This window comes from Candidatus Termitispirillum reticulitermitis, assembly GCF_054655775.1.
Genome location: NZ_BAAIHG010000001.1, coordinates 70877 through 94494, shown reverse-complemented (window position 1 = coordinate 94494; position 23618 = coordinate 70877). Strand labels below are relative to the sequence as shown.

Annotated in this window: 24 protein-coding genes; 21 read left to right on the top strand and 3 right to left on the bottom strand. The window is 43.4% G+C overall.

Annotation, left to right across the window (positions count from 1 at the left end; translation table 11 throughout):
* Positions 1-87: 87 nt before the first annotated feature.
* The 19 genes from murA to AC1MDJ_RS00440 all read left to right on the top strand — a co-directional run bounded on the left by murA (position 88) and on the right by AC1MDJ_RS00440 (position 17505).
* Positions 88-1347: a UDP-N-acetylglucosamine 1-carboxyvinyltransferase gene (murA, locus tag AC1MDJ_RS00530; RefSeq protein ID WP_479688995.1), complete on the top strand. Its 1260-nt coding sequence runs from the start codon at positions 88-90 to the stop codon at positions 1345-1347.
* 60 nt (positions 1348-1407) lie between these two features.
* Positions 1408-2121 carry a Bax inhibitor-1/YccA family protein gene (locus AC1MDJ_RS00525; RefSeq protein ID WP_479688994.1) on the top strand — a complete coding sequence of 238 codons (714 nt, stop codon included), beginning with the start codon at positions 1408-1410 and terminating at the stop codon, positions 2119-2121.
* A 21-nt stretch (positions 2122-2142) separates the two neighbouring features.
* Positions 2143-2712, top strand: a complete 570-nt coding sequence (locus AC1MDJ_RS00520; RefSeq protein ID WP_479688993.1) for a hypothetical protein — start codon at positions 2143-2145, stop codon at positions 2710-2712.
* Positions 2713-3648, top strand: coding sequence for an ADP-glyceromanno-heptose 6-epimerase (gene rfaD / locus AC1MDJ_RS00515; protein WP_479688992.1), 936 nt, complete (start codon positions 2713-2715; stop codon positions 3646-3648).
* On the top strand, positions 3649-5049 hold the full coding sequence (locus tag AC1MDJ_RS00510) for an exopolysaccharide biosynthesis polyprenyl glycosylphosphotransferase (protein WP_479688991.1): 1401 nt from the start codon (positions 3649-3651) through the stop codon (positions 5047-5049).
* A complete protein-coding gene (miaB, locus tag AC1MDJ_RS00505) occupies positions 5049-6359 on the top strand; it encodes a tRNA (N6-isopentenyl adenosine(37)-C2)-methylthiotransferase MiaB (RefSeq protein WP_479688990.1) in 1311 nt (436 codons plus the stop codon). The genes AC1MDJ_RS00510 and miaB overlap by 1 nt, the downstream gene beginning before the upstream one ends.
* Positions 6359-7294 carry a YhjD/YihY/BrkB family envelope integrity protein gene (locus AC1MDJ_RS00500; RefSeq protein ID WP_479688989.1) on the top strand — a complete coding sequence of 312 codons (936 nt, stop codon included), beginning with the start codon at positions 6359-6361 and terminating at the stop codon, positions 7292-7294. Before miaB ends, AC1MDJ_RS00500 begins: the two co-directional genes overlap by 1 nt.
* The gene (locus tag AC1MDJ_RS00495; protein ID WP_479688988.1) at positions 7279-7884 is read left to right on the top strand and encodes a DUF2437 domain-containing protein; all 606 of its coding nucleotides are present in this window, start codon (positions 7279-7281) and stop codon (positions 7882-7884) included. The genes AC1MDJ_RS00500 and AC1MDJ_RS00495 overlap by 16 nt, the downstream gene beginning before the upstream one ends.
* Positions 7881-8114, top strand: coding sequence for a YkgJ family cysteine cluster protein (locus tag AC1MDJ_RS00490; protein WP_479688987.1), 234 nt, complete (start codon positions 7881-7883; stop codon positions 8112-8114). The genes AC1MDJ_RS00495 and AC1MDJ_RS00490 overlap by 4 nt, the downstream gene beginning before the upstream one ends.
* Positions 8105-8701 carry a dephospho-CoA kinase gene (gene coaE, locus AC1MDJ_RS00485; RefSeq protein ID WP_479688986.1) on the top strand — a complete coding sequence of 199 codons (597 nt, stop codon included), beginning with the start codon at positions 8105-8107 and terminating at the stop codon, positions 8699-8701. Before AC1MDJ_RS00490 ends, coaE begins: the two co-directional genes overlap by 10 nt.
* 119 nt (positions 8702-8820) lie before the next feature.
* Positions 8821-9900: a glycosyltransferase gene (locus tag AC1MDJ_RS00480; RefSeq protein WP_479688985.1), complete on the top strand. Its 1080-nt coding sequence runs from the start codon at positions 8821-8823 to the stop codon at positions 9898-9900.
* Positions 9897-10637: a glycosyltransferase family 2 protein gene (locus AC1MDJ_RS00475; protein ID WP_479688984.1), complete on the top strand. Its 741-nt coding sequence runs from the start codon at positions 9897-9899 to the stop codon at positions 10635-10637. The genes AC1MDJ_RS00480 and AC1MDJ_RS00475 overlap by 4 nt, the downstream gene beginning before the upstream one ends.
* A gap of 6 nt (positions 10638-10643) precedes the next feature.
* Positions 10644-11096 (top strand): SsrA-binding protein SmpB, encoded by a 453-nt coding sequence (smpB, locus tag AC1MDJ_RS00470; RefSeq protein ID WP_479688983.1) that lies wholly within the window; start codon positions 10644-10646, stop codon positions 11094-11096.
* A 120-nt stretch (positions 11097-11216) separates the two neighbouring features.
* Positions 11217-11396: a hypothetical protein gene (locus tag AC1MDJ_RS00465; RefSeq protein WP_479688982.1), complete on the top strand. Its 180-nt coding sequence runs from the start codon at positions 11217-11219 to the stop codon at positions 11394-11396.
* A 304-nt stretch (positions 11397-11700) separates the two neighbouring features.
* The gene (locus AC1MDJ_RS00460) at positions 11701-12729 is read left to right on the top strand and encodes a radical SAM protein (protein ID WP_479688996.1); all 1029 of its coding nucleotides are present in this window, start codon (positions 11701-11703) and stop codon (positions 12727-12729) included.
* 19 nt (positions 12730-12748) lie between these two features.
* Positions 12749-14302: an acetyl-CoA hydrolase/transferase C-terminal domain-containing protein gene (locus tag AC1MDJ_RS00455; RefSeq protein WP_479688981.1), complete on the top strand. Its 1554-nt coding sequence runs from the start codon at positions 12749-12751 to the stop codon at positions 14300-14302.
* Positions 14302-15084, top strand: a complete 783-nt coding sequence (locus tag AC1MDJ_RS00450) for an inositol monophosphatase family protein (protein WP_479688980.1) — start codon at positions 14302-14304, stop codon at positions 15082-15084. Before AC1MDJ_RS00455 ends, AC1MDJ_RS00450 begins: the two co-directional genes overlap by 1 nt.
* A 197-nt stretch (positions 15085-15281) precedes the next feature.
* The gene (locus tag AC1MDJ_RS00445; protein ID WP_479688979.1) at positions 15282-16301 is read left to right on the top strand and encodes an Rpn family recombination-promoting nuclease/putative transposase; all 1020 of its coding nucleotides are present in this window, start codon (positions 15282-15284) and stop codon (positions 16299-16301) included.
* 130 nt (positions 16302-16431) lie between these two features.
* Positions 16432-17505 carry a toxin-antitoxin system YwqK family antitoxin gene (locus AC1MDJ_RS00440; RefSeq protein WP_479688978.1) on the top strand — a complete coding sequence of 358 codons (1074 nt, stop codon included), beginning with the start codon at positions 16432-16434 and terminating at the stop codon, positions 17503-17505.
* Positions 17506-17564: 59 nt separating this feature from the next.
* On the opposite strand, the gene AC1MDJ_RS00435 is transcribed toward AC1MDJ_RS00440, so the two are convergent.
* The gene (locus tag AC1MDJ_RS00435; protein WP_479688977.1) at positions 17565-18242 is read right to left on the bottom strand and encodes a uracil-DNA glycosylase; all 678 of its coding nucleotides are present in this window, start codon (positions 18240-18242) and stop codon (positions 17565-17567) included.
* A gap of 122 nt (positions 18243-18364) precedes the next feature.
* Between AC1MDJ_RS00435 and AC1MDJ_RS00430 the strand changes: the two genes are divergently transcribed.
* Complete coding sequence (locus tag AC1MDJ_RS00430; RefSeq protein WP_479688976.1) at positions 18365-19612, top strand: toxin-antitoxin system YwqK family antitoxin; 1248 nt, start codon at positions 18365-18367, stop codon at positions 19610-19612.
* On the opposite strand, the gene AC1MDJ_RS00425 is transcribed toward AC1MDJ_RS00430, so the two are convergent.
* Together AC1MDJ_RS00425 and AC1MDJ_RS00420 are read right to left on the bottom strand one after the other, a co-directional pair.
* Complete coding sequence (locus tag AC1MDJ_RS00425; RefSeq protein ID WP_479688975.1) at positions 19603-20529, bottom strand: helix-turn-helix transcriptional regulator; 927 nt, start codon at positions 20527-20529, stop codon at positions 19603-19605. The genes AC1MDJ_RS00430 and AC1MDJ_RS00425 overlap by 10 nt on opposite strands.
* 31 nt (positions 20530-20560) lie before the next feature.
* On the bottom strand, positions 20561-22699 hold the full coding sequence (locus tag AC1MDJ_RS00420; protein ID WP_479688974.1) for an AAA family ATPase: 2139 nt from the start codon (positions 22697-22699) through the stop codon (positions 20561-20563).
* 163 nt (positions 22700-22862) lie between these two features.
* Here AC1MDJ_RS00420 and queC point away from each other — a divergent pair, with 163 nt between their 5' ends.
* Positions 22863-23546 carry a 7-cyano-7-deazaguanine synthase QueC gene (queC, locus tag AC1MDJ_RS00415; protein WP_479688973.1) on the top strand — a complete coding sequence of 228 codons (684 nt, stop codon included), beginning with the start codon at positions 22863-22865 and terminating at the stop codon, positions 23544-23546.
* Positions 23547-23618: the final 72 nt, after the last annotated feature.

Here is a 23618-nt window from a genome sequence, read left to right as displayed (position 1 = left end):
GTAGGGGGTTAGGGTTTGTCCTGTTAGATGCAGGCATGCCTGCATCTAGTATTTTTTCTGAATATGTGCTAGTCATATAGTAGCATTATGGATAAATTTATAATAAATGGTGGCAACAGGCTGAATGGTAGCGTGCGCATTAGTGGCTCAAAGAATGCCTCTCTGCCTGTAATGGCGGCTACAATACTGGCTAATGGCAGACACGTACTTTCCAATGTGCCTATGCTGAACGATGTGCGTACGATGAGCACGCTCTTAAAAGGTTTGAATATCAGTATTAGCACTGATAGCGGCAAATTGATACTAGATAATGGTGGCGGAGAGTTCTGCGAAGCACCTTATGAGCTTGTCCGCACAATGCGTGCTAGCATATTAGTATTAGGACCATTGCTTGCTAGGCGTGGCAGGGCTTATGTGTCGCTACCCGGTGGTTGCGCTATCGGTGCTAGACCGGTTGATTTACACATTGCAGCTTTAGAGAAGATGGGAACGCAAATAGTTGTGGAGAACGGCTACGTTGATGCGAAATGTCCCGATGGACGGCTACATGGTGCGGAGATAACATTTAAGACTATCACAGTTACAGGCACTGAAAATATAATGATGGCTGCTACCCTTGCTGAGGGAACTACAACTATTTATAATGCGGCGCAAGAGCCTGAAGTCGTTGATTTAGCCCGTCAGTTGCGTGCTATGGGTGCAAACATAACGGGCGAGGGGACGCATACTATCAAAGTTGAGGGTGTGGCTCAGCTAGCTCCTGCCGCATATAGCATCATGCCTGATAGGATAGAGGCGGGAACGTTGCTTTGTGCTGTGGCGGGTGTTGGTGGCGAAGTAGATATAGTAGATGCACCTGTGAAAGAATTATCGCCTATTATAGATGCCCTTGCCACTATGGGGGTAGATATAGACGTGGGGGGTAATCGGTTGGTTATAAAATCTAGCGGGCAGCTAAAAGCTAAAGATATAACGACTATGCCTCACCCTGGTTTCCCTACAGATATGCAGGCGCAGTTTATGGCGATACTATCGGTTGCAGAAGGCACGTCTGTTATAAATGAGACAATTTTTGAGAACCGATTTATGCACGTAGCCGAATATAAACGTATGGGTGCAGATATTACGATATCAGGGCAAACGGCGGTAGTTAAAGGTGTTAAAAGGTTATCGGGTGCGCCTGTAATGGCTAGCGACCTGCGGGCGGGGGCGGGGCTAGTGATAGCCGCCCTTGTAGCTGAGTGTAAAAGCGAAGTCCGCAGGGTGTATCATATTGACAGGGGCTACGATGCGTTAGAGCAAAAGTTAATGGCACTCGGTGCAGATATTAGGCGGACGAAGTCTTGACGGGCGGAACTTGACATGTTATTCTCCTAGTATTAGACTAATTTAACGGAGGATTATTTTATGTATAAAATTGGAGACAATAATCAGGGCGGTATGATAATACAGGGCAGGAGCGGCGTGCTCTCTGCGTTTATGAATCGTGTTTATATGCTAATGAGTGTTGCATTGGTGTTGACTGGTGCATCTGCTTACTATGTGAGCGTTACGCCGTCTGTCCAACAAGCGATATTTGGTAGCGGTTTGGTGTGGGGGCTGGTAGTTGCGACATTGTTACTAGTTGTGGTGTTAAGCGGTGCTATCAACAAGATGTCCCCAACTATGGCAATGCTTGCTTTTGTGGCATATTCGCTACTGAATGGGCTAATGCTTTCAAGTTTGTTTATTATCTACACGCAGGAATCCATAGCATCGGTGTTCTTTATATGTGCGGCAACGTTTTTTGCGCTTAGCATATATGGAACATTTACCAAGCGCGATTTAACTGGGTTGGGCGGTTTTATGAAGGTAGGGCTTGTAGGGCTTATTATCGCAAGCATTGCCAATATGTTCTTGCAGATGCCATCTATATACTGGATGACGAGCTATGTAGGCGTGGCGGTTTTTGCTGGTCTGATAGCTTATGATACGCAAAAATTAAAAGATATGGCGGGCGAGCTGGATGGGCAAGGTAGCGATATGATTGCGCGTTATAGCATAATTGGGGCATTGCAGCTTTATCTGGATTTTGTGAACCTGTTTATATATTTGCTTAGGATATTTGGCAGACGTAAGTAATAAATATATTGGAGCGTTGCAATGGCAGGCAGAAAAAATGACGTTTTAGCGCGGGATTTGCCCGTTGATAAGCTTGATAGGTTTATCAGGACGAATTATAAGAATATTATAATAGGTGCGGGTGCTTTAGTGTTAGCTGTAGCCCTTATATACGGCGGTGTGAGTCTATATAATGGCAGTCGTGCGGGCAATATTGAGCTTATTGGCGCGGCTGAACGGGCTATATCATCAACTGATGCATTGGAGGGATACGCCGAACTAGCCAATAAATATTCATTTGCCAAAGATTATATACGTTACGTGGCTGGTGCGTCATTTGTTTCTGCTGGTATGTATGATAGGGGGTTAGAGGAGCTAGGCAAGGTAGGCGGGAGCTATAAGGCTTTCGCTAAAAGTCTGCTGGTTGACTTAGATGTTGCTCAAAATATTGCTAGTGCTAGCGACCTAAAGGGTGAGTTTGCTCCGCTCTGGTATTACAGAGGCATATTGAGTGCAGAGGGGGTGGACAGGACTAATCTGTTGGCGCAGTTCCGTGCCAATTACCCTGATAGTGTGTTACTGGCACAGTTAGACAGGTGGGGGATACGCTAGGTGATACTGGTTACTGGCGGTGCTGGCTTTATCGGGAGCAATATTGTTCGTGGGTTTAATAAGCGTGGCGTAAAAGATATATTGCTCACGGACGATTTAACTTTTGGCTGCAAGCATAGAAATCTGAATCGTCTTGAGTTTGTTGACTATATGGACTACCGCGAGCTGATGTCCAACATTAGCAAGCTGAATATTACGCATATAATACATCAAGGTGCTTGCTCGGACACCACAGAGCCTGACGGCAGGTTTATGATGGATACCAACTATGAGTATAGCAAAAAATTATTGGCATATTGTAGCAACAATTCTGTTCCGTTTATATATGCATCTAGTGCATCAGTCTATGGCGATGGGAAAGCAGGTTTTAGAGAATCTCCCGAGTGTGAATATCCGCTAAACGTCTATGCTTTCTCTAAATGTCAGTTTGATAGGTATTATAGGCTTAATGCCGATAAGCTCCGCTCTCAAGTAGTGGGCTTGCGGTATTTTAATGTGTATGGTCCGCAGGAAAACCATAAGGGGAAGATGGCTAGTGTTGCAAGTCATCTTTTTCAGCAGGTTAAAGCAAATGAGCCGATGAAGTTATTTGAGGGCAGTGCAGATATATTGCGTGATTTTATACACGTGGATGATGTTGTTAACGTTAATTTGTTTTTCTTTGACCATCCTGAACTATCTGGTATCTTTAACTGCGGAACGGGCAGGGCGGAAAGTTTTGAGGCGATAGCAAGGGCGGTGCAAGCTAAATACAGCGAGGCAAGTCTTGAATATATGCCATTCCCAGATGAATTGCAAGGGAAGTATCAACGTTTCACACAGGCTGATTTAACCAATTTGCGCGCTGCGGGCTATGCAGATGAGTTTTTAGGTGTGGCGAGTGGTGTTGCTAGATACCTTGACGTGCTTGAAAATAGTGATGGCTATCTAGTCTAAATGCGTAACCCCCGCCTTGTCAGCACATATTCACTGATATTGTTGCTAGGCGATATCGTTGCCTATTATCTTTCGCTCAGCGTATCTTATGGCTTGCGACAGCTGGCTGATTACATCGCTGGCATTGCGGAGTTGCAATTCAATTTCATTCACTTTGTTTCTCTGTGGTGGCTACCTTTAATACTAATGATTCTACTATTTAGTAGCGGTCTATACTGGCGCAGAGACCCTCTGTGGATAGAGGCGGGCAGAGTGTTGCGCTCAGTGGTGCTCGCTTTTGTTATAGCACTTGCAGTGGTCTCACTCGGCAAGATGAGCGATAGTGTGTCGCGACTCTTGTTGTGCGTTCTTTTTGCCGTTCTCTTCGTGTTTATAACCATAATGCGTATTATAATAAAATTGCTATTAGCCAAAACTAATTACTTTCAGAAAAATACTCTTTTAATAGGTGATGAAAAGCGTCTTGAACGTGTTCATAAGATATTTACCGATGCATCAGGCTATATGGGGCTACGTATTGTCAAACAAGAAGTTTTATCTGATAGATTAAATGTAGAGACACTAGATAATCTGATTGATGATAATAATATCCAGCTTGCTATAATGGTTCCAGCTGACATTCAGACGGCTACAGAGCATAAACTGCTAAAACATATCCATACGCGGGTAGTCAGCGTTATATATGTGCCCGTGCCAGATGTGCTTGATATGACAAATGCAGAGGCAGGTCAGCTCTTAAATGGGCAATTGGGTTATCTATACATAAACAATTTGATTATCTCGCCTGTGAATATAATATTAAAACGTATATTTGATATTGTGGTGTCGCTCTTGCTATTGCCACTTGTGTTGCTTGTCTGTCTGCCACTGTGTGTGGCTATATATATGCTATATGGCACATTTCCAGTGTTCCGTCACGAGCGTATAGGGCATGGGGGCAAGCTGTTCAAGATATATAAGCTAAGGAGTATGTATGGCGATGCCGAAGCACGTCTTATAACGCTATTAGCAAACGATGAGAATATGTGCAAGGAGTGGAACGAAACCTATAAGTTAAAGAACGACCCGCGCGCTACTCCGCTGGGTAGGTTTTTGCGGAAAACATCTATAGACGAGTTACCGCAGATTATAAATGTGTTGTTAGGGGAGATGAGCATAGTAGGACCACGCCCAGTGCTGACAGAGGAGCTGGAAAAGTATTACGGGGAGGACAAGGTATATTATAAAATGACCTATCCGGGGATAACGGGGCTTTGGCAGGTAAGCGGGCGCAACGATACGTCTTATGCTGAACGAATAGCTATAGACAACTGGTATGCGTTCAACTGGTCTGTCTGGCTTGATGTGACGATACTATTATACACTCCGTATATAGTATTTTTCAGGCGCGGAGCATACTGATGAATAGTTATTTCGTTCAAACATTCGGCTGTCAGATGAACGAATACGACTCCGAGCGAATAGCGGCAACGCTAGAAGAGCGCGGATTGTTTCCTGCAGATGGCTATAAGACGGCAGATATTGTTATATTAAACACGTGTTCGGTTAGAGAAAGCCCGCAAAATAAAGTATCAAGCTACATAGGTATGCTTGGCAAACTGCATAGCAAGTCAGGCAAGCCGTCTATAATCGGCGTTATGGGTTGTGTAGCTCAACAGGTGGGGGCACAACTCTTACGCAAGTATCCGCAGGTTGATTTCGCTCTTGGGACTGATAACCTGCCAATGTTGGACTATGCACTTACTAGGGCGTTATCGGGCGAGCGCACGTCATCGTTAGATGTTGATGCGACTAGTTTTAATGTTGCGCCATTTAAGCGCAGAATTAATGTGTCGGTGTCTATCAGTATTATGAAAGGGTGTAATAATTTTTGTAGCTATTGCATAGTGCCATACACTAGGGGGCGCGAGATTAGTCGCAATGTTGGTGAGATACTGGCAGAGGCTAAAGCATTGGTTCACAATGGTGCTAAAGAAATAACGCTATTAGGGCAAAATGTTAATTCTTATGGTGCTGGTTCTAGTTCTAGTGTGGACTTCCCTGCTCTATTGGGGCAGGTAGCTCAGATAGAGGGGGTAGTTCGTTTGCGTTTTGTTACGTCTCACCCGAAAGATTTTTCTGAAAAATTAGTTCACACAATAGCTGGGCACGATAATATTTGCCCGCTGGTTCATCTACCGTTACAGTCTGGCTCTGATAGCGTATTAAAACGTATGAATAGAGGCTATACTTGGAATCAGTATTTAGATAAGGTTCAAACAGCACTTGAGTTCTTTCCGAAACTGCGTTTTGCATCAGATTTTATAGTGGGTTTCCCGTCAGAAACGGATGAAGATTTTGAGGCTACGCTTGCCGCAGTGGAGCAAATGAAGTATGAATCTATATTTGCTTTTAAGTATTCCTCGCGACCGGGCACAAAAGCAAATGAACTTGACGATAATGTGCCTGCGAGTGTAAAATCTGAACGACTTGCTAGACTATTAAAGTTGCAAGATAGTATTGCTAGTGAGCGGTATAGTGCATTGCTCGGCGTTTGTGCTAAAGTCTTAGTTGAGGGCGTATCTAAACAAGATGTCAGCACTATGTCGGGCAGGACAATCTATGGCAGGATAGTTAATTTTGAAACTACCCGTGCTGTTAATGTGGGTGAAGAGGTGGAAGTGGTGCTTACTGAGGTAAAGAAGAATACTCTATTCGGGCGGTTGAAATAGTGTTTAACGTAGTGCGGGCATTGTGGACTGCTACAAAAAAGTCTTATACTGATGCTATATATATGCGTGCCGCTGCCTGCACATACTATTTTTTAATATCCATAGTGCCTACTGCTATATTGATAGGTTTTGCGACCTCTGCTCTGATAGCCAGCGACAGCGAAACGTTCAGCACGGTTAAAGATATGGCTTTATATACGCAGATTATAAATATGTTGTCTGTAATGGACGTGCATATTCCTATGTCGTTTGCTTCTGTGGGCTGGTTTAGTTTGATTATCTGGCTATATAGTGCAGCCATACTGATAGGCGGCTTGCAGGCAGCGTTCAATAGGATATTCGGAACAAAAAGTATTAAAGAAACGCAAGGAAACACATTAGTAAGCGTTCTAATTTGGGCGAAAGATAAGATTTCATATAAATGGTGGAATAGGCTAAGGGGTTTAAAGTGGCGTGAAATATTAACTGGTGCTAGGCGACTATTTTTCAGCCAGTTGCTAGCGCACCTGTTTATACCCTTATTTTCTATAGCCTTAATAGTGCTTGCTACCATTACATCTACTATGGCACACTTTTTAATAAGTGTTCTACCTAGCGAGCTTCCGCTAATTGAGCTTAATTTAGTGTATTTTATAAATAAAGTGCTTTCGTTGTCGGTGATTGCCTTTGCAGCGTTCACGGTTTGGATGTTGTTGCCCTTGAAGCGACCGCGAGTGTTATTAGCATTTGTCGGTTCGGTTTTATTCAGCTTTTATTTTTGGTTCTTGCAGTCGGTAATGCTAAACTGGATGAGCGTTATGTTGGCGCGTTATTCATACTATGGTGCTTTAGGAACGTTGCTTTTGGTATTGTTATGGGCGCACATGATATTTTTTGGTTTATTCTTTATAGCCGAATATATCGCTGCAGTTGATAAAATATGGAAAACAGAATGAAGTTCGTCAGATTTAGAGAAAACAATACCAATAAGGTGGAGATGAAAGGGGTGCTGTCGGACAACACTATTAAACGTGTCTACGGCTCGTTTTTTCAGGCATATTCTGTAGGTGCTACTTATAGATATAATGACGTAATCTTGCTTGCACCAGTGTTGTCGCGTAATATCGTATGCATTGACGTTGATACTGGGTGCGTATCGGCTAAACTGCCAAGCTCAGTAGCGGCAAACGGTGCAACTATCCAGACGTATAATTCTAACCTATCTTGCACACCACGCGTCGCATTTATCGTCCACAGTCGCAACCGCAGTAGGCTGACGGGTGCTATTACATTGTTTGGATTTGCTTTAATGCTTGATATATCGGGCAACTTTGATGGATATTCAGTATTGAGTGAGTATATAACTGACGATATAAGCGTACTTGCTCGGCTAGGTGCTGCTGAAACAATCGCAAAACTTGCTGATAGGATAACATTTAATACGGGGGACATTATAGCGGTAAAGGCGACCGCTTGCTTTGAATGTAAGCAAGGACGTGTATCGTTTGAATACGAGGGAGCTAATGTTGAGGCTCTACTCGTATGATAAATTGCCTTATGTGCGGAGCGTGTTGTATCGCTTATGATATATCTACGTTGGATAAACCAGCGGGTGTGCCTTGCGAGTATCTGCTAGAGAGCGGTAGATGCGGTGATTATGATAGGCGACCTGCAGTGTGTGCAGCTTTTAAGGCAGATGAACTTTGTATAATGCTCTCAATGTTGCCACTCAGCGAGCGAGTGCGGGTGATAAGAGAGGTGTATAGATGCTCATAGGGCTTACTGGCGGGATGGCTAGCGGCAAAAATTATATTGCAAGTCTTTTTGAAAAACGTGGCTGTTATATTATAGATGCTGACAATGTGGCGCGTGTAATCATTGCGCCAGACGGCTCAGCTTATGATGCTGTCATAGCTCTATTCAGTTCAGACATACTAGCGGAGGATATTATAGACAGGAAAAAGTTGCGGGAAATAACCGCCAACGACCCAGCAAATCTTAAAAAGCTAAATGAGATAATGCACCCCGCCATAAAAAAATACGTTAAAGATGAGATAGCTCGCACTTATGCAAAGGATAGCAAAGCGGTGATTATATATAATGCCCCGCTATTGATAGAGGCAACAGACCTGTCATTATACGACAAAATAATTGTTGTTTATTGTGATGAGGAAACGCAGCTGGAACGACTGAAAAGTAGGGGTTATCCGCCCTATGAGGAGGCACTCAAACTGTTAGCCCAGCAGATGCCATTCAGCGATAAGCGCAAATACGCAGACTATATCATAAATAATAGTGGCTCTCAGGAACAAGCCGAGAAAGAGGTCGCACAGGTATGGGGAGCGTTAACGGATATTTGGTGACGTTTAGAGGCAATTTCGTGTGGCATACTTCAACGTGAGCCGCAGAACAGTTTATCGCTGGCTGACTCTAATAGTATTAGCACTTGACTTTTTTTGCTTACTTGTTAGACTGGGGGACTATGAAAATTCTACACTTTGATATGGGCAGGGAGTGGCGCGGTGGACAGCGTCAGTGTATGTTGTTGCACATTGGCTTGCTTGAGCGAGGGGTGGAGTCTTGTCTGGTGTGCCGCCAAGACGGTGAGTTCTCCAAAAAAGATATTAAAAATATGCAGACAACAAAGTTTGGCGGAGAAATATCGCCTATTACCTATAAGAAGTTTAAGGCTATTATCAATGAAATCAAGCCTGATATTGTTCACTCTCATGAAGCAGCATCCCTCACGCCATTATTGCTGGCTAAGCTGACAGGTGGCAAATACCAGCTGGTTAATACGCGCCGTGTGGATTTTTCGGTCAATAAAAATTTCATTAGCCTAAAGAAATATAAAAATAAACAGGTCAATATCGTAGCCGTTTCAGACGGGATAAAGAACGTCCTTATAAATGACGGAATACCAGCAGAAGACATAAGGGTAATACATTCCTGCACTACGCCTATAAAGCCCGTGTCTGGCACAGCTGTAGCTGATGCTAAAAAGTTATTAGGTATAGAGAAAGATGCTCTCGTGTTCGGCACGGTAGCGAACTTCTCCCCGCATAAAGATTATCATACATTATTGAACGCATATAAGATTTATCTGAGCAAAGCAAATGCCTTGTCTAATCTATTGTTAGTGGGCGATGGACCGCTATTTGACGAGATTAAATATGAGGCAAAGGTATTAGGCTTAGCTAATAGTGTAATATTTACAGGTTTCAGGACAGACGTGCCACTAATGCTTAGCTGTATGGATATATTTGTTGTTTCGTCCTACCTAGAAGGGCTGAACACGTCTATCATAGATGCATTTTTTTTATCTAAACCAGCTGTGGCAACCAATACTGGTGGGATACCAGAGCTAGTAGAGGACGGCGTGACTGGCTACCTATCGCCAGTGCGCAATCCACAGATATTCGCGGACAAGATGTTGCAATTGGCTAATGAACCTGACAAGCGCAAGTTGTTCGGCAAGACGGCATACAAAAAAGCACAGGGTTTTACTGATAATGTTATGATTGAAAAATATCTCAAATATTACGAGGAGCTACTTGCGTGAGCTTGTCCGTTGCCATAATGTCGTTCAATGAGGAACACAACATTGGGCGTTGTTTAGCTACTGTCAAGGACATAGCAGATGAGATAGTAGTAGTTGATTCTCTATCAACCGATAGAACCATTGAAATAGCGAAATCTTACGGGGCAAAAGTTTATTCAGAACCCTTTAAGGGGCATGTAGCTCAGCAAAATTCATCGCTTGATAAATGCACATCGGACTGGGTCTTGTTTATAGACTGCGATGAGGCGGTAAGCCCAGAACTAGCAGTTTCTATTAAACAGGCGATAACTACTGGTAGAGAACAAGTCTATATATTAAGCAGACGTTCGTTTTATATGGGACGCCTTTTAAGGCATGCGTGGCATCCTGATTCTAAACTGCGCTTGATGAAACGGAACTGCGGTGCGCGTTTTGCGGGACAAGACCCGCATTTATATCTAAAATGGGACGGCAGATACGGGATGTTAAGCGGAAACCTTATCCACTATTCATATAAAGATTTTGACACGCACATGAATAAAATGCTATGGCTGTCTAAGGTGTGGAAAGGCTCACATACAGGCAAACGTGTCAGTGGTTTTGATATATTTATCCTCCCCGTAGTGGCGTTCTTTAAGGCGTTTATATTAAAAGGTGCTGTGTTAGACGGCACGCGGGGGTTGATAGCAGCTTATTCAAGTGCGATGGCGGTATATACTAAATATACATACCTGTGGGAATCGCAAAATATGGGTTAATAAACAATGGCTATCGCTAACAATAAGAAAGCCTACTTTGATTATGAGATATTAGAGGAGTTTGAGGCGGGCATTGCGCTACTTGGCACAGAGGTAAAATCTATGCGTGAGGGACGTGCCAGCCTAAAGGAAGCGCATGTAAAGATTATAGGTGGCGAGGCGTTCCTTATAAATGCTAATATCCCTCAGTATGAGTTCGGCAATATTAACAACCACGAGCCTACACGCTCACGCAAGCTACTCTTGAAACGTAGAGAGCTAGCTCGCATAGCGGCTAGAACGGCTGAAGATGGCTTAACTATCGTCCCCTTGCGTTTTTATTTCAAAAAGCGCAATATTAAGCTAGCAATAGCAGTTGCTAGGGGCAAAAAACTATACGACAAGCGACATGCATTGCGCGACAAAGATATGCAGCGAGAGGCGGAGCGTTCGTTTAGGGGTTCTAAAAAGTTATTTTAAGGTTCTACCCTAGCCCCAGTTCAATGACGATACATTTTCTGCTATCAAATAAAAAGTAAAGATTGTCTTAAAGTTTTTGTATTGCACTACAAAAATTACCTAGTTTTTAGGATTTTAAGTATGATAAAGGGCAAAAAGTTGTTAAAGACGTTTGGTAAATACTACATTGTGTATAGAGGTCTCCGCTATTTCCTGCTAGGCAGTAGGCAAATTGACACTGGACGTATATTGGAAAATGTTAGGGGCTGTCAATATGATTTTAGAAAAAATCAGCCTACTATTTTATACGACAATGTATAACTAAAATCCACTTTTTATCACCGGTTTTAATGGTTAGTTATAGTATGCGCACGTCATCTTATAAAATAGCGTTAATTTTTCTAATACAGGTGAAAGAACAACAAACATTTGCTGTTTTGAGGTAGGGGAAACCTGCTTGCTATTGCCGTTAATATGTGCTAACCTAATGACTTGTTTGAACAAATGAATATAGTCTTGTTAGGGTGGGGTTGAAATTTCCTTTGCAAGTTTTATAAAACTGGTTTATTATAGCATTTACTGGAGTAGTGAAAATTTGGGACAAAAGCAACATCAGCTGAAGTGGATGGCACTAGAGCTTACTAGCAGGTGTAATATGTCGTGCGTCCACTGTCGTTCGTCTGCAGATGCGGGTATAAGTGCTGGTCGCTGGGGGCTGGTGGAACTGGACAGGTTATTTGCTGATATTGTAGCATTTGCCAGCCCTGTGGTGGTTCTCTCTGGTGGGGAGCCGTTGCTACGGGATGATGTTTTTGACGTTGCCAAAGCAGGTGCAAAAGTAGGCTTGCGAATGGCTATGGCAACTAACGGATTACTTGTAAATGACGATACGTGTAGACGTATAAAAGATAGCGGTATCAAGATAGTTTCTATGAGCCTTGATGGTGCGACTAGAGAGGTTCATGACAATTTTAGAGGGCAGCAGGGTGCGTTTGATGCATTTATGCGTGCGAGTGAATGCTTTAATAGGCACGGAATAAAGTTTATAGTGAATTCATCTTTCACTAAACGCAATAGGTCCGATATAGAGGCGACATATAGGCTGGCGAAGAGCGTGGGTGCTGTAGCGTGGTATATGTTTTTAATAGTACCCACTGGGCGCGGGCAAGATATAATGGATGAGCTTATATCTAAAGATGATTACGAAGAGATATTGCTCTGGCACTACAAAATGGAGCGAGAAGAGACCGAAGTGCTCGTGCGTCCGACCTGTGCTCCGCAGTATTATAGGGTATGGGAACAGCAGAGTCGCATAGAGGGTATCAGCATGGAGCGACGTTCGCTGAGTTTCTCTGCAGGCGGTGGCAAGGGGTGCATTGCGGGGCAGTCTATTATGTTTATAAACAGTAATGGAGATGTGTTCCCCTGTTCTTATTTCCCGCTGGTTGCGGGCAATGTATTTGAGCAGAGTATAGAGGATATTTGGGACAAGTCGGAGTTATTTGAAGGGTTGCGCGACTTCAGCAGGTATGAGGGGAAGTGTGGAGTTTGCAGTTATGTGGGTGTTTGCGGTGGGTGTCGGGCGCGTTCCTATGCTATGACTGGTTCTTGTTTTGCGCCTGAACCGCACTGTTCATATATACCAAAACATTAAATGAGAGGAGGACTGGAAAATGTCTGAATTTGAAAACCGTATCAAGGACAAATCGCTGCTATCAAAGGTAGTGAAAGACCCGAAGGATTTGATTAAGTTCTTTACGACTGCCGACAAGAAACCTATTAGTGTAGGTTGGTCGGGCTTTACACCGGCAGGCTATCCGAAACTGACACCTAAGGTTATTGCTGACTACGTTGAAGAAAAGGGCTTGCAAGGCAAGTGGAAGTTTGATGTCTACACTGGCGCATCTGTCGGTGCTGATACTGACGGGCGTTGGGCTGAACTGCAAATCACCAACAAACGCTGGCCTTATCAAACGGCGAAAGCTGTTTCTGCAGCTATCAACAAGGGCGAAATCAAATATGGCGACAAGCACCTTTCAACCTATGCACAAGATTTGTTGTATGGGTTCTATGGCGAACTTGATTATGTATTCGTTGAAGCGTCTGAAATAGATGAAAAGGGAAACATCGTTCCAACAGCTGCAGTAGGTGCATCTCCTGCAATGATAAAAATTGCAAAGAACATTATCGTTGAAGTAAATACCGCTATCCCTAACCTAAAGGGTATGCATGATATTTATGTTCCTGAACTGCCACCTCATCGCAAGCCTATACCAATAACCCACTCGGGGGAACGTGTAGGCACTGAGTATATCCCGACTGACAAGTCTAAGATAGTTGCTATAGTTGAATCAACTCTGCCTGATAGGGGCAGGGCGTTAAAGGGTGCTGGCGATGATGAAAAGGCTATTGCTAACCACATAGTTGACTTCCTAAGCCACGAAGTTAAGGCGGGTCGTCTGCCTAAGAACCTATTGCCATTGCAATCTGGCGTGGGTGGCATAGCTAACGCAGTTGTTGAGGGGCTAACAGACTCTCCATTTGAAGACTTGACAGTTTATACTGAAGTGTTGCAAGACAGCTTCCTGCCATTCTTGAAGAGTGGCAAGTGCAAGATGATAACTGCTACATCTCTATCGCTGTCAGAAGATGGTTTTAAGGATTGGTGGAAGGACTATACATTCTACAAAGACAAGGTTATTCTACGCCCGCAAGAAATCACTAACCACCCAGAAGTTGTTCGTAGGTTAGGCGTTATCGCTATGAATACGCCACTTGAAATGGACTTCTACGGGCATGCTAACTCAACGCTGGCTAGTGGCACGAAGATGCAAAATGGTATCGGCGGGTCTAACGATTTCTTACGTAACGGCTGGATATCTATTATGCACGGACCATCTGCCCGTCCGTCTAAGAGTGGCGACCAATTCGGCATTAGCTGTATCGTGCCGAAAGTTACGCACGTTGACCAAACGGAACATGACTTGAGCATATTGGTAACCGAACAAGGGCTTGCTGACCTGCGCGGGCTTGCTCCACGTCAACGTGTGCCCGTTGTTATAGAAAAGTGTGCACACCCTGCATATAAGGACTACTTGAAGGACTACTTCAAGCGCGCTTATGATGCTACTAAGGGTAACCACGAACCGCAACTGCTGGAAGAATGCTACAAGATGCATATCAACCTAGCAAAAAATGGCACGATGAGGTTCTGGGAAGCGAAGTAATGAATGCAATCCTAGAGGGATTGCTCCCAATAGTTAAGTCTGCAGGGTCAAAGATGAAACAATTCTTTGACTCTGCGGATAAAGATGTTCAGTTTAAGGGGGAGATAGACCTCGTCACTCAATATGATGTTGCGCTGGAAAGGGAACTGACAGCTGCCTTTAATAAAGTTTTTCCAGACTTCCGCGTTATAGGCGAGGAAAGCTCCCCTTTTGATATAGGTATGCAGTCGGGCAAGGTAATATACCTAGACCCAATAGACGGCACTACCAGTTTCGTTCATAGATTTCCATTTACGTGCATATCAGCGGGCGTGTATATAGATGAGCAACCGCACTGCGGTGTGGTGTATAACCCGATATTAAATGAGCTTTTCTGCGCTGCAAAAGGCGAGGGTGCGTATATGAACGGCGAGCGCATACACGTATCTAACACTGATAAGGCTGTTCGTAGCCTATTTGCTACTGGATTTCCTTATGATAAAGAGTTGCGACGTAAAACTGTGCATAAATTTGCGCACATGCTGGACATTACGCAGGGAATGCGCCGTGCAGGTTCTGCTGCGCTTGATTTGTGCTATGTGGCGCGCGGCACGTTTGACGTGTATTATGAATCAACCCTGCGTCCGTGGGATATGGCAGCGGGCATTGTCATAGTAGAGGAGGCTGGGGGCAAGGTGACAGACCTTGCGGGTAAGCCATTCAGACTGGGGCTAGACTATCTGCTTGCCACAAACGGCAAGGTTCACGAAGAGTTTTTAAGGGAGTTAAATAGCGTGAAATGAACTTCATTTAGCTATTAGCATTGAAGTATTCTTGCGACACTTGGAGCTGTCTTTTTAGTTCCTAGTTCAATGACGAAGTGCAACGATTGCTATTCTGATTATTAGCCAGTGGAATTTACAGGGTTATTTCAACTTGTGCAATTACATGTTTTTAGTTTTCCTTGACAACATTTCAGTTCACCATTATACTCGCCTTTATGGACAACAACATCGCAGAGCGGTTGAATCCATTGAATGATTTTGCTTTCAAGAAAACTCTTGGGGAGCGTGGGCAGAGTGAACCTTTGCTTATGGCTTTTCTTAATGCTGTGTTAAAGGATACTAGGAAAAAGCCTATCGTTTCACTTGAAATACTAGACAACAGGGAACTCTCTGCACTAACAATACACGGGAAGTTATCTAGGCTTGACGTGTTAGCACAGCTTGAGGACAAGACAAAGGTTGATATAGAGGTGCAGTTAGTCAACGAACACAATATGGTAGAAAGAACCTTGTTTTATTTATGCAGACAGTTTATACTAGGTATAGAGAGCGGGGACGACTATACAAAACTGCGTCCTGTTATAACGATAAATATTGTGAACTTTAAGTGCCTTGATTTAGATAAGATACATCCCAGTTTCCATTTGTATGAAGACACGGAGAAAGACTTTATGTTGTCTGATTTGATTGGGGTGCATTTTCTTGATATGGTTAGGTTTAGGCAACAGTTAGCGAAAGGGTTAGATGTAGCGAGTGACGAGTTGTATCAATGGCTAGTGTATTTGAATGAGCAGAGCAATGAGGAGCTATTGAGGAGGGTATTTGGTATGAACAGCGCATTAGCAGAAATCAATGAGAAGTTAAGGTCAGTGCATGATGACCCTGCGCTATATCGTGCTTATATGGGCTATGAGAAAGCAGAGCGGGATATGAACAGCGCAAGGAACTATGGACTACGTATGGCGGAGAGAGCCAAAGAAGAGGGCATGCAAGAAGGCTTGCAGGAAGGCATGCAACAAGGCTTGCAACAAGGTATGCAACAGGGCATGCAACAAGGCTTGCAACAAGGCACGTTGAGGGGCAGACTAGAGGGTTTGTTAGAGGGCGAGCTTAAAGGCAAACTTGAAACTGCTAAAAAGGCACTAGAAATGGGATATGCTCCCGATACGATTGCTAACCTTACGGGGCTTTCACTTGCCGAAGTCAAGAAACTTCAGAATGACAATGTCGTATAATAAACGAACATAGCCCCCGTGAGGGGGCTATACTATTCTTTGCCCATTTTTTCTATATCGTCAACTAAAAATGACCACTTTTTTGTCGTTCTCATCCGTTATAGTAATATAGGAATATGAGAGGATGGCTATGGAAACAGAAGACAAAAAACTGACGGAAGAGGAGTTCTTGGGGCTTGCTGAGAGCTGTGTTATGTATTGGGAACTATTCAAGGAAGTAACAGGCTATTGGATGGCGCGTGACACCAGTAGATTGTTTGCCGTCACTATTGATGGTAAGCCGTGTTTTTACTGTTACGAGAATTATTCCGTTATCCTTACGGGCGATGACTTTAAGAACCCACTTGGTATTGTGCCAGCCTTGAAGCGACTTCCCAAAGACAGTGATATTCGTTTCAACCCTAAAAGTCTTCCTAGTTTCAACCTTGACAGTGCTCCTCGTTTCAACCTTGAGGGCATACCCATCAATGGAACATTAAGGTCTTATCATCCCAACGGACAACTAGCATATAAAGATTCATTCAAGAAAGGCAAGCGTGACGTTGCGTCTAGCTACTCTGAGAATGGTAATTTGAACCGTGAAATAGATTATGCTAATAACATACTTAAAGAATACTATGAGAGTGGGGCATTATCGCACATAAGGCAAGGGGCAAACGAAAAGAGCTACTATGAAAGTGGTGTTCTCAAGAGCGAATGCTCAGATAACACAAGTAAAGAATACTATGAAAGTGGAGCATTATCACGCATAAAGCGAGGGGGGAACGAAAAGAGCTACTATGAAAGTGGTGTTCTCAAGTGGGAATCCTCATATAGTTTTGACAAGGGAGTAAGCATAGAAAAAAGCTATTATAAAAACGGAGTCTTAAAAACTGAAATTCCTCATAAGAACGGCTGGATAAATGGTCTTGTAAAGGTGTATGACGAAAATGGCGCACTGGAGTTTGAAGTTCCATTTACTAATGGAGAATATGACAGAGCAAAGTCATATTATAAGGATGCTACATTGAGGGTGGAGTTGGAACGGGAGCACGACATTTGCCTGAGATATTACAGAGATAACGATATACTGATTGAAATTTTATACCTTAACAACCGCTTTGAGACTCAAGAGGAACACAAAGGCAACGAATTGCGGCTTGAAATTTCAGGCACTCGGGAGAAACGCTACGTGTTTAGTGAAATAAAATATGAAACCCACTGACCAGCAACAACTCCCCCATTAAATGGGGGAGGGCTTATAGGTCTTGCTAGTTTTTGCAACTATTTAAATTTTCCTTTAATGTATTCTACGAACTCTGGCTTGCCTCCATTTGCAGGGTGTCTAACACATTCCGGCTTTCTGCCCAGTTCTTCCAACTGCAATTTAGCCTTATTGCCTATGGCAACAAGGACTTTAGCGTTTGGGAAAAACTCTAAAAACCTACTTAAATATTTCTGTGCGTCCAAAAGTTCTTTATCGCTTGGTGTTCTGTTGGTCAAAATTTCATTATGTTTATGTGGATGAAACGCAAAGGCATTCCAATTTATCCAATCCGTTGGAGACAGATATTCTAACATTGTTTTCCATACAACAGTTCCCGTTGGTTCTGTCCAGCCATCCTTGATACGATTCTTGACATCGGTTTTGTTCTTATCTGATGTGCGATGAAAATTTTCTTTAGCAAAAACTTTATCGGTATAACGTATAAAATCACGTTCAGATGTCATTGCTATGCCCGAAAAGTGTCCGCCTTGATAGCCAAGAGCTTCTGCAACCAATATGATTTTTGCTTTTTCACGCTGTTGTAGATAGTTTATCAAGTTGCTTCGCCGTTTACGAGGTGCGTCCGAACCAATATCATTTTCTTTGTCCGATTCTCCCCACGGATTAAAGACATCTTCGCTATGCCACGTTGACAGGTCATCAACGAATTCCTTTATATTTTCTGAAAAAGACATAATACATGCCTCCCTTTTTCTATCACAGATTTTATCCAATTTTTTTGTCTTGTCAACTAAAAATGACCACTTTTTTTTCATTCTCATACGTTATAGTAATATAGGAATATGAGAGGGTAGCTATGGAAACAGAAGACAAAAAACTGACGGAAGAGGAGTTCTTGAGGCTTGCTGAGTGCTGTTTTATACATCAGGGATTATACAGAGAGCTAACGGGCACGGGGGTAGTGGGGCATAGATTTGACGGCGTAAGCACCGATATTGCTACTTTGAATTTGTTCATCCTATTTGACGGCGTAAGCACGTTTGATGGTAAGCCGTGCTTCAATGCTTCCCCATATCCCGTTATTCTTGTTGGCGATGACTTTAAGAACCCGCTTGGTATTGTGCCGTGCGTCCGCTACTTGAAAAGCTCTTACAGAAGCAATGCCTTTAAGAGACCGCTTGGGCTTGTAGAAGCATTGGCGAAATTTGCTGACGGCAAGGATGATGTCATTCGCACAGAGCTTATCAAGATATACAACTACAATAAGAAATTTGCTGGCTGCAAGGATGATGTCATCCGCACCCTTGACGGCACGCCTGTCAACGGAGTGTTAAGAACATATCATTCTAACAGGCTGTTAGCAAGTGAAACAGTATTCAGTGAAGGTAAGAAATGTGGCATTGAGTATAAATACCATAGCAATGGTAAGTTATCCTCTAAAACAGTATTTAGAGATGATAAGGAATGTGGCGTTGCATATAGCTACTATGAGGATGGCAGTTCGCGCTCTGAAAACGATTATGATAATGATACCAGTAAAAGCTACTATAGCAGTGGGGTATTATCTCACATAAGGCAAGGGAAGAACAGAAAGGAATACTATGAGAATAGCATTCTCAAGGAAGAATACTCATCTAGCTTATCGGTGGATGGGAAAGAAATCCTTGTCACAAAAATATACTATGAAAATGGCAGATTGAAGAATGAGTTTATGTCTAAGGCGGGCAAGCTAGATGGCATAGAAAGGAGCTATTATGAGAATGGGGTGTTAAAAACTGAACAGCCTTATGAGAATGGCAAGCGAGAGGGTATAAGAAAAACCTACTATGCGAATGGGGTGTTAGAAACTGAACACCCTTATAAAAATGGCAGAAGAAATGGCAATGTAATGAAGTATGACGAGAACGGCACATTGGAGTTTGAGATTCCATTTGAGAATGGAATACATGGCACGGCAAAGTCGCATTACAAGGATGCTACGTTGAGATTTGAACGTATCCCTGCATCATTTTCCAGTGCTCCTCGTCTGAGGTATTACAAAAACGATGAATTGCGGCTTGATATTCAGACGGGTATGACGGGTATGGGACGCTTTTACGCGTAGTCCTTTATTAGTTTATCAATATAGTCCTTATATTTTTTAGGGCTAATGATGGTGAACTCTGGGAACCACGGCATAACAAGTAGCTTAAACTCTATCTCATTTGTTGCCTCAAACTCTATCTCAAGTGAGCCGTCTTTATGCGCCTTGACTATGCGCTGGGCGGGCAATATCTGCCTGTCGTTAAAGTGGTGTGCAATTTCTTCATTGAACAGCATTGTAATTTTATCGGGCTTAAACTCATCCCTCTGCCAAATGTTGCCCCTGTTTAGAAAAGCATCAAGTTTCTTGTAGTTCACCTCAAAGTGTTTGCGGGCGGATTTCGCATTTACAATGCTATCTATGCGGAATGTTTTCAGCCTGCTTTCATTCTCCGCCAGCAGATACCAAAGTCCATTGTCAAACAATATCTTATATGGGTATAGCTTATAGCTTTTCCCATTGCGAGCGTAGTCTATGGTAACGGCTCTACGTTCAGCAATGCACCGTTCTAGCAGGGTTATGTTTTTAGCAACCTTTTTATAGTCTTCAGACTCGCCTGCAAGCACTGCATAGCTAGAGTAGTGCAACCCGCTGAACATCTTTTGTTTCAGCTCTTCTATCTGTTCAGCGTGTTCTACGTCAAGGTTTCTTTTGGCAAGGTCTAGCAGTGCGGCGACAAAGGCAAGCCCCTTTTCATCGCCACTGCTTACTTCAGGGACTCTATAGCCACTCCTCAAGCGATACCTTTTAGAACGCCCGTCAACTGATTCAACGGGCAGATTCTCCCATATCCGCCTTAGATAGCGATATGCTGTCTCGCGCGATACGGGTTTGTCATCTTCCTCAAAGGCGTCCATAATAGTCCTGTAGTCAACCCATTTATTATTAGTAAATAGGCTAAGCAACCTAAACGCGCTAGTGACGCTCATATCATTCATAATACTACTCTAGCAAATGCAATAAACTTAGTCAAGTAGCGTACTTATTGCTAAATCCCACTTGCATACCGCTAATGTCTTTGCTCTTAACCGCTTGTTCCTCACGCAACATCTCTATAAGCTCACTATGCTCCGTTATCTGCATAATGTTTGCCTTGTTCGCCACTACAGCAAAATCACCGGGGGCTAGATAATTTAGCCCTTTTAGTGAGGCGTTGGGGAGACTACCGAAGAAGTGCTTAAAGGCAGTGGCTAATTGCGTGTCTTTCAGGTAATTATACTTTACCTTGAATGTGAATCTGCGAAGTGAGGCACTATCAAGCCCGTCCATTAGGTTAGTAGTGCAGACAAAGGGCAGTGGGTGCGACTCCATCTGCGTCAACATTTCGTTGACTTGCGATACCTCCCAGCTATGGTGAGCGTTCCGCCTATCACGGAGGAAGCTGTCCGCCTCGTCAAAGATAAGCAAGCCGTTTTTCTCTAAAGCCTCGTTGAAAGCCATAGCGATGTTCTGTTCGGTTTGCCCGACATACATACTAATCAAATCAGAAGCTCGTTTATGCAACACTTTCATATTCAATTTATCCGCTAGGTAACGGGCGTAGGCTGACTTACCTGTGCCGGGTGCTCCGTAGAGACACATTGAGAACGACACAATCTTATTGCTGATTATCTTTTGTGCTAATTGTTCTAGGTCTATGCTACAATTTAGTAGTTCTGACGTGAACTTTGTGCTATCCTCCTGCCTGCGTTTAGGGCTATAGCCAAATGATGCTTTTTGCAGGGAGTTGATAACTTTCTCTATCGCATCAATGTCCTTTATTATGGCAGATGTCTTTAGTGCGCTGTCTATTATAGCGGGGGCGAGCTCATACGTTTTAGATAGCTTGTCTATACGCTCATCATCAAGGCTTATGCGGTGTTTCTTAGCAGACGATTTCCAGATAGTGGCTAATGCTTTATCGTCAGGTTTTTTCACGTTCAGCGCATAGGTGAACCGCCTGAGGTATGCTCTGTCTAACCCCTTTATATTGTTGCTTATCCAGATGACTGGAGTCTTGTTATTTTCAAGCATACGGTTGAAATAGAGTTTAGAGCTTTGTTTAGCACTATTATATGGGTTTTGATAAAAGGCATCTTCAGCCTCGTCAAATAGTAGCAACGTGTCTCTATCACCCCGCAGGACGGTTTGGGCTAGGGCAAGCTCCCCTAGTCGCTCTCTCTTATCGCCATCTACGTTCTCCTCTGATATAGAGTAGAGTTCAGCGTTCACCTCACGTGCCAACGTCTTTGTTAGTTCGGTCTTACCTGTGCCGGGGATGCCATATAGCAGGATATTTACCCCCTTGAGCTGCTTTTTTAGCGTGGCAGATAAGATAGATTTTATAGTCCCAAGCTCATTAGCCATGTAGTCAAACTGGTGGAGAGACAAGGTAGCTTTTGCGGGCTTGCCAAGTATAAATCGCTTTATCGCGCTTTTGCTTTGGCAAGGAGACGTCATCACCCGCTCAAAGAAACTGGTGAGGCTTCTAATGAGCTTACCCTTGTCACGTTCAGCTTTCATAAATCCTTTTGTAATAAGTTCACTATTTGGCGATAGGCTACGTTTTATATCGCCCGTAGAGACACCCACAAGATTAGCAAGGAGTTTGTGTTCTTCTTGCTCTTTTAGCCTATCTATGTAGTATTCACAGAGGCGGTCAACCATTGGCAACGTGCCAGCGTATATTATAAAGGCAAGCAGTTCCCTGTTTTGAGGGGCTATATCAAACAAAGCAAAGATGTTTTTGAGCTTTTTATCGTGCTTTAGCTGTCTATATTCGCCCATTTTGGCAATAACCTTGCGCATTGTATCAATGTTTCTAGGCAAACGCTCTTCGTTAGACTTTTTTCCTCTAAGGGCAGCTATAGACTTCCAGTCGGCTTTTTTGATGTCAAGTTTTGATTTGCCAACCGCATCCCATACGTGGCCAAAATTTGTTATCCCCAAGAGTCTCACCGATACTTCACTTAACCACTCGCATAAATTGTTTTGCCACTCCACTGGCACGGGACGACTCAGAATGTTGTTAATGTAATAGAGTGCGACTCTGGTCTCGTCAGTTTGCCTAACGTAGAAATCTTCAGGGTCTTTAGTTACACCTGTCCTGCGAATTCGTAAAGAGCTCATAATCCACCTCTTATAAAATATTGATTTGCTAGGTTAACATGCGATTGTGTCAAAACCTGATACAAAAGTTTTTAATTATTTAATCAAGGTTATTTTGAGAAAGTTGACAATGGAGTTTTCCCTGCTATACTGCGCTTATTATAGAAGTTGAGGTAAAGAGTGTATGCAATCTAAATGTGTTGTCGTGCTTTCAGGCGGTATGGATAGCTGTGTTGCCACTGCATTGGCTATTAGTCAGGGCTATGACGTAGCCTTGCTACACCTGAACTACGGACAGCGCACCGAAAAACGCGAACTAAAAGCATTTAACGACATAGCAGACTATTATAAAATAGACAAAAAACTTGTAGTTGATATTGGCTACTTGAAAGACATTGGCGGTTCCTCGCTCACCGATGCTAGCCGTGCCGTTGAGACAGGCGGTGTGGAGAAGGGCAAAATCCCGTCAACTTACGTGCCATTCCGCAATGGCAATATACTAAGCATTGCAGTAAGCTGGAGCGAGGTGCTGGGAGCTAGCGCAATATTTATCGGTGCTGTGGAGGAGGACTCCAGTGGTTATCCCGACTGCCGTGAGCTGTTTTATACTAAATTTAATGAATTATTAAAGGCAGGTTTGCCAGACAATGAGTCTATACAGATAGCGACACCGCTAATACACAAGTCAAAGGCTGATATAGTGCGGCTAGGTGTGGAGTTGAATGCGCCATTGCATCTGACTTGGTCGTGTTATCAGGCTGATGACGAGGCTTGCGGAGTATGCGACAGTTGCAGGCTGCGTCTGCGAGGCTTTGAGCAGGCGGGGATAAAAGACCCAATACTTTATCGCCCCCTCTCGCCTCTCTAATATTACGAGGTCAACAGCAACTAGTCCTTGTTCCATGCGGGAGAGGAAGTTTTTTTTGCGTTAGCAGAAATC